Source organism: uncultured Campylobacter sp., from assembly GCF_938045405.1.
GTDB lineage: Bacteria > Campylobacterota > Campylobacteria > Campylobacterales > Campylobacteraceae > Campylobacter_B.
Genome location: NZ_CALIMW010000075.1, coordinates 1 through 6942, shown reverse-complemented (window position 1 = coordinate 6942; position 6942 = coordinate 1). Strand labels below are relative to the sequence as shown.

The 6942-nt window shown below is 48.9% G+C and carries 8 protein-coding genes; 3 read left to right on the top strand and 5 right to left on the bottom strand.

Annotated elements, in window-relative coordinates:
* Positions 1–364: 364 nt before the first annotated feature.
* The 5 genes from Q0140_RS03015 to Q0140_RS02995 all read right to left on the bottom strand — a co-directional run bounded on the left by Q0140_RS03015 (position 365) and on the right by Q0140_RS02995 (position 3777).
* Positions 365–1624: a hypothetical protein gene (locus tag Q0140_RS03015; RefSeq protein ID WP_297961703.1), complete on the bottom strand. Its 1260-nt coding sequence runs from the start codon at positions 1622–1624 to the stop codon at positions 365–367.
* An 8-nt stretch (positions 1625–1632) separates the two neighbouring features.
* Positions 1633–1893 (bottom strand): DUF493 domain-containing protein, encoded by a 261-nt coding sequence (locus tag Q0140_RS03010; protein ID WP_297961700.1) that lies wholly within the window; start codon positions 1891–1893, stop codon positions 1633–1635.
* On the bottom strand, positions 1871–2341 hold the full coding sequence (gene moaC / locus Q0140_RS03005; protein WP_297961697.1) for a cyclic pyranopterin monophosphate synthase MoaC: 471 nt from the start codon (positions 2339–2341) through the stop codon (positions 1871–1873). The genes Q0140_RS03010 and moaC overlap by 23 nt, the downstream gene beginning before the upstream one ends.
* 623 nt (positions 2342–2964) lie before the next feature.
* Positions 2965–3411 (bottom strand): hypothetical protein, encoded by a 447-nt coding sequence (locus Q0140_RS03000; protein ID WP_297961694.1) that lies wholly within the window; start codon positions 3409–3411, stop codon positions 2965–2967.
* Between the two features lie 3 nt (positions 3412–3414).
* A complete protein-coding gene (locus Q0140_RS02995) occupies positions 3415–3777 on the bottom strand; it encodes a DUF1508 domain-containing protein (protein WP_297961691.1) in 363 nt (120 codons plus the stop codon).
* Positions 3778–3893: 116 nt separating this feature from the next.
* On the opposite strand from Q0140_RS02995, the gene Q0140_RS02990 reads away from it, so the two are divergent.
* The 3 genes from Q0140_RS02990 (at position 3894) to Q0140_RS02980 (ending at position 6810) form a co-directional block, all read left to right on the top strand.
* Complete coding sequence (locus tag Q0140_RS02990) at positions 3894–4373, top strand: hypothetical protein (protein ID WP_297896534.1); 480 nt, start codon at positions 3894–3896, stop codon at positions 4371–4373.
* 399 nt (positions 4374–4772) lie between these two features.
* Entirely contained in the window at positions 4773–5615 is an 843-nt protein-coding gene (locus Q0140_RS02985) for a DUF3737 family protein (protein ID WP_297961688.1), read from the top strand.
* 1 nt (position 5616) lies between these two features.
* Positions 5617–6810, top strand: a complete 1194-nt coding sequence (locus tag Q0140_RS02980) for a MalY/PatB family protein (RefSeq protein ID WP_297961685.1) — start codon at positions 5617–5619, stop codon at positions 6808–6810.
* Positions 6811–6942 lie beyond the last annotated feature (132 nt).

Genomic DNA, 6942 nt, shown 5'->3' with positions numbered 1-6942 from the left:
TCCGCGCCGTTTTTGGAATTTTATATATGCTCTGACAGCTATAAAATTTTGCACTTAGAATTTTATCACTGCGGCAAGATTTGGTTGGACCGGGGTCTCGCATCGCCGTAGGATTTTTGGCGGCACGGAATTTTGCAGCGCGCATCTAAATTTAGTTATGCAAAATTCGTAAAATTCTTTATCGGCATGGAATTTTACAGCGCCGTTAAAGCGCATAAAGAATTCTGCGCAGGCCTCGCAAACTCTAACGAAAGCTCCTTTCTTTTAGGGCACGCGAGCTTTAAGGCATGCTAGTAAATTTTGCAGCGCAAAGCAGTGAGCGCCGAGTGTTTACCGCTAGGGATTTTACCTCTGCAGCGCCCATTTAGTCCTTTTTGGACTTTAGCTTGGCGATCGTCTCTTTTGCGGCCTCGTAAGCCTTAGCGCTCATCTCGCGCGCCCTTTCGCTTACGTTTTTAGCGACGTCGGAGCTTTTTAGCTCGGCAAATTTTTGGCTCATTTTCTTTTCAAATTCGCTAAGCTCTTTTTTGATTGCGTCCAGTTTCTCTTCCAGATCGAGGTTTTCGATGATTTTGGCGCTTTTTTGGCTCAGCTCTTGAGTGATTTCGCGCGCCTTGGCGCTCGCCTTTTTCGCGCGCTCGCCAAGCTCGATTTCGCCGATTTTGGCGCTTAGCTGCTCGGCAAGATCGCTTGAAATTTTTCTAAATTTAGCCAGGTAGCCGCCGAATTCTTCATCGGCGATCTTGGCGATTTCGCTTTTAGCGGGCTCCTCCGAGCTTGCGACCGCATCGCTTAAAACCGCGCTAAATAGCTCGCTCATCTGCGAAATTTGAAGCCTTTCGTTCTCTAAGCTCTGTGCGTCGCTTGCTGGCGAGAAACTTAGCTCGTCGCGGTATCTTTCGGCGGCTTTGTTTATGCCGTCGTAGCAGCCTAAAATCGCGCCTCTAATCAGCGCAGAGGCTGTATTTTTGCTCTCGTTTGCGACGAAAATCGCGCGATTTATGATGATTTTTGAAATTTCTTTTGTGCGGAATTTCGTAAATTCTCCGTCGCCTATAGCCGAAAATGCGATGTTTTTCGCCGTCTCGTGCGCGGTATCCTCGATGTCGGTGCCGCTTTCTAGCACGCTTATAAAGGCCAGTTCGCTTGCTTCTTTAAGTACGTCCGCAAGCGGAAGTTTGCTCGCGATCGCTCGCTGTAGCGCCGAGCCTATGCGTTCTTTTAGCTCCGCTTCGCTTGCGTTTTGCAGCGCGGTATCCAGATCGTCGTAGCTGCGCAAAACAAGGGTTTTAATCGCCTTTTGTTTACAAGCGATCTTTTTGCGCAGATCGTCGTAGTCGTAGATGAGCTTGTAAAGAGCCTGCTCGTCCTCGTCACACAGCGCCTTTTTAACGCCGTTAAGTAGGGCTTCTGCCGTCTCATCGCTAAGCGCGCCCGCGTTTTTTAACTCGGCTGCGAAGTCTAGGATTAATTGCGTGCTTTTGGCGCTTTTACTCTCGTCGTCAAGCTCACACAAAGCCTTCGTGGCTTCTTGCAAGGCGAGCTCTTGCACATATGAGGCTAGCTCGGCTTGTGAAATTTGCGCGAGATCGGCGCCGAATTTTTCTATCAGTTTTTCCTTCATATCCTCTCCTACAGTATGTATTTAAAATGAGCCTTTAAGCGCTCGAAAATTTCGTTTCGATGCAAGTCGTCTTTAACGAAAACGCTTACGTTGAAGCTCATATATTTGCCGCCGTTTGAAAAGCGCGAAAAGTCTATTTTGTAATTTTCGCCCTTTAAAATTTCATCGATCTGCTCGCGCTTTTGGGTGCTTGCGTCCAGGATAATTTTATATTCCCAAAAGAGCGGATAGTCGATTTTTGGCTTTTCAGCTCCTAGTATACACGCCACTTTTGCCTCCTTCTTTGCGTTGCAGCACGATGTCGGTAATCTGCATCGATTTATCTATCGCTTTTAGCATATCATAAATCGTCAGTAACCCCACGCTCACGCCCGTTAGCGCTTCCATCTCGACGCCCGTTTTGCCCGTGATTTTTACAGTTACGAAAAGCTTAAATGCGCACTCGCTCGCAAGCTCCTCAATATCGGTTTTAATCGAAGTAATCGTAAGCGGATGAGTCATTGGTATTAGCTCGCTCGTCTTTTTAGCGCCCATTATCGCGGCAACGACGGCAGTTTGAAGCACGGGGCCTTTTTTGGCCGTGTTTTGCTTAACGGCGGCAAACGCCTCCGCGCTCATTCGTATGATGCCGCTAGCGGTGGCTACGCGCTCGCTCTTGTCCTTGGCGCCGACATCTACCATGCGCGGCATATTGTTTTCGTCGATATGTGAAAGCATAAAATTTCCTTACAGTTTTTGGCGGGATTATAGCAGAATTTCGGGCATAAAAAAAGCCCGAGCTTTTAAACTCGGGCTTCATACAAAAAGGAGGTTTTATCTTGTCGGACAAAAACGATTATACTACCTAAACAGTAAATAGAAATAAAATATATCCTATTTGGGCGAACTCTTTCGCGCTTAATTTATAGCCGTTTTTAAAATTTTGATAAAATTTGACTATATGCTTTGACGCGCTGCGCGGGAATTTGAATGGGTAGCGAAATGAAACCGAGCCAAAGAGCGACTAAATTTAAAGCGGACGCTTGAAGGACAAAGATAAAATTTAAGCGGCATTTGAGATTGTTTCATCTTGAAGCGAGGGTTTAAAGAGGATCGAGCGGGGCGCTCCGTCAAGGTGCCATAAACAAAACGCTGCAAAGGCGAAACGGGCTTAAATTTTAAATAACTTTTGCTTTAAATTTGAGTTCGCCTTAATTAAGTGCGAGGTTTTTACGTGCAATGCGGCGTAAATTTAACCCTTCATGCGAGCGCCGTAGCGGCGCAGGCGCGGATTAAAATAGCGCGCGCAAATTTAAACATCGTCGCGCAAAATCCGGCCTGCGTTTGAAATTTAGCCTCGTTTAAATTTTAAACGTTTTTAGCAGGCTGCCTAAATTTAGCCCCTTGCCTTCGCCGTTTGCGCCGCCTCCTAAAAGATCGCCCAAAAAGCTACTTGCGTCGTTGATATCGATTTTGCCGTCGCCGTTGAGGTCAAGCTTGGCGCTTGCGATTTTGCCGATCAGCGCGCTAAAATCTACGCCTTTGCTATCGACGGCATTTGCTTGTACGTCCTCGCCGCCGCCCAAAAGTCCGCCCAGCATCGAGCCTAGCGAGCTAGATCCGCCGCTTTCGTTTTTGCTTAAAAAATTTGAGCTGATGCCCGCAATTATCGCATTTATCTGATCGTCTGGCAGATCTACGCCTAAAAATTTCTCGATAAACGCAACCGGACCGCTTTGAAATTCTCTTAAATTTTTATCGTCGCTTTTGAGCGCAGAGACCATATTTACAAGTCCGTTTATGTCCATTATTTACGCCTCCTTGATCTTGGCTTTCGGAGCCTGTTTTACGATAAGCTCTATTACTTTTAGAGCGTCCGCCTTGGCCTCAAAATCCTTGCTAATGGCGATGATCTGTCCGTTGCTGGCCGTTAGGCGGAAGCGAACCTTACCTGCTTTATCGGTGTAAAGCTCAAATTTCGGATTGTTTAGCTTTTCGCCGCCCGCGATTTGATCCTCGATCTTATTTAGCGCGGCGTTTTTTGCGACGCTTTCGATGCCGTTTTTGCAAGCGGCCTTGCTCGTGTAAACCTCGGAGGTGCACAGTACGTGCCCGTCATAAAGTAGATCGAATTTGCAGCCGTCCTTAGCATCTTTAATTAAAAACTCAGCCATTTTTCATCCTTTCGTAAAAGATATCGTTATTTTAGCTAAAATTTTAATAAATATTTTTAATAGGCGCGGAATTTTCTGCTAAAATTGCGCACAAATTTCATTTACAAAGGATCATAATGATAAAGGCTCTACGTTTTAGCTTGATTTTCGCCGCCACTTTAGGATTTAGCGCGGATGAGAGCGATGCATTATTTAAGGACATAAGGACGCGTCTGGGTTGCAATCTAGCCGCACAGGATTGCGAGACTAACGCGGGCGGGCAGAAGGCGCTCTTTAGCGTGGCACGCCATCCGATCGAAGCGGGAGCAAACGAGCTAAAAATAAGCGGAATTTCGCGTGAGCTGAAAAATCCGAGCGTTAAAATTTCGGGCGTGAGTATGAATATGGGCAATGCGGAATTCCCGCTAAAGCGCAGTGCAGACGGCTATGAAGCGACGCTTGACGTTGCAGTATGCACGCACGCCGTAATGCGCTACAAACTTGAAATTTACGAGGATGGCGAGCCTAGCGGGCTTTTTGTGTATTTTGATCTGCGAAAGCGCGCTACAGATCGAGACCGCGGCGAAGACACGCACTTGCATCATCACGAGCATTAGACGCATCCCGTTTATGCGCGGGGTAAAATTTACGCTTCTTTGAGACGTCTGCTAAAATTTACATGCTGCTCGGAGAAAATTTTATAAATTTTAAAGCGCCGCTTGCGATAAATTTTATGTATCTTTCGAGCGACGCCCGTCGCGAGCGGATAGAGTGCTTGCGCGGCTCGTCGTAGCGACCTGGGCGCACTTCATGGGCGCTTGCAAACGCGTCATTATAAGCGTGCGGTGATTTTCGCGCATTCGTCGCACGCGCCCTGTATCTGTCCGCTCGCCTAATTTTCCTGCCTCGAAATTTTAAAATTTTTAAAATTCGCTCGCATTTTATCTGCTCAATCTACGCGGAATTTTGAAATTCCTTGTATAATCTGAAGTAAATTTTAAAATCTAAGGAAAGTCATGCAGACATTGAGGCAAAAGCACTTTAGCGGCGAACGCGCGTTGTTCGGCGCGAAGGATCTACGGATCGAAAATTCCGTCTTCGGCGAGGGCGAGTCGCCGCTAAAACACAGCGCAAATATCGTCGCGCAAAACTGTAAATTTGAGTGGAAATATCCGTTTTGGTATGCCGAAAATATCCGCGCGCAGGACTGCTTCTTCGACGAGATCGCGCGCGCAGGGATCTGGTATAGCCGCGGCGTAGTGCTAAAAAACTGCCTCTACGGCGCGCCTAAAGGGCTTCGCCGCGTAAAAGACGCCGCGCTGCAAAACGTAGAATTCCACGACGCGCAGGAGACCTTGTGGCACTGCAGCGACGTCACGCTAAAAAACGTCACCGCAAAGGGCGCGTATTTCGGGCTTGATTGCGAAGGCTTAAGCATCGAAAATCTATCGCTCTTCGGAGATTACTGCTTTGACGGCTGCAGAAACGTAACGATCAAAAACTCCAAGCTCCTCTCCAAGGACGCGTTTTGGAACTGCGAAAATATCCTCATCGAGGACTGCTTCATCGCGGGCGAGTACTTTGGGTGGAATTCCAAAAACGTAACGCTTAAAAATTGCAAGATCGAGAGCCTGCAGGGCTTTTGCTATATGCAAAACCTGCGCTTGCAAGACTGCGAGCTGATAAATACGACGCTGGCGTTTGAATACAGCGATGTGCATGCCGAGATAAAAGGCGCAATCGATAGCGTCAAAAATCCGAGCAGCGGGCTAATCCGCGCGGCAAGCATCGGCGAGCTGATCCTAGATGGCGCAACGGACGCGTCTAAAACTGAAATCATTACTGAATTAAGGGCGTAAGATGGGACTTTTTGATTTTATAAGTGGCAAGGAGAAATACGACTTCGACACTCTGCCAAACCGCCGCGGCACGAAGTCGCTTAAATGGGACGTAGGCGAGAATGAGCTTCCGATGTGGGTCGCGGATATGGACTTTGCCGTAGCGCCCGAGATCATCGAGGCTCTGCAAAAGCGGCTAAATGAGCGGGTTTTGGGCTATTCGATTATCGATGATGAGTGGCGCAGCGCGTATCAAGGCTGGTGGCTCGCGCGCCACGATTATGAAATCCAAAAGGAGTGGCTGATCTATGCCGGCGGCACGCTGCCTGCGATCGATTCGATCATCCGCAAGCTCACCTCGCCCGCCGAAAATGTGCTACTGATGAGCCCCGTTTATAACTGCTTTTACTACTGCATCAAAAACGCCGCCCGCGTGCCGATAGAAAACGAGCTTGCCTACGCTAACGGCGATTATAGCATCGATTGGGAAGATTTGGAGGCTAAGCTCGCCGATCCGCAGACGACGCTTTTTATCCTTTGCAACCCGCACAATCCGGTCGGCCGCACCTTTAGCAGAGACGATCTTGCCCGCATTGGCGAGCTGTGCGAGAAGCACGGCGTGACGGTGCTTAGCGATGAGGTGCATTGCGATCTGACCGAGCCGGGCGTGCGTTACACGCCATTTGCTGCGGCAAGCAAGAGCTGCGAGAGAATTTCGGCTAGCATAATCGCGCCCACGAAGGCGTTTAACATCGCAGGGCTGCAAAGCGCGGCGGTCTTTGCCGCAGATAAGCGCTTGCGTCATAAAATTTCAAAGGCGCTAAATTCCGACGACATCGCCGAGCCGAATTTTTTTGGCGTCCAAGGAGCGATCGCCGCATTTACGAAGGGTGCGCCGTGGCTGGACGCGCTACGCGAATACCTCAGCGAAAATCGCAAATTCGCGGCGGAATTTATCGCCCGCGAGCTTCCACAGGTGCGCGTCGTGCCGCAAGACGCGACCTATCTGATGTGGCTTGATGCGGGCGCTTACACGCAGGATAGCGCGGAGCTTGCGCGCTTCATCCGCGAAAAAACGGGGCTGTATCTCTCCTGCGGCGCGCAATACGGCAAGGGCGGCGAGAAATTTTTGCGCCTAAATATCGCGACCTCTAGGGCGCTGTTAAAAGACGGGCTAGGGCGGCTGAAAGAGGCGCTAAAGATTTGCCCGCATTAAACGAACTACGGCGCGGCAAGGACGAAATTTAAAATTTTACAGCGGCCAAATTTAAAGCAGTGGAGTAAATTTTAAAATTTTGCAGCAGGGCGCGAGCTTTATGCTAAATTTAGCGGCGATCAGGCGGCGGTG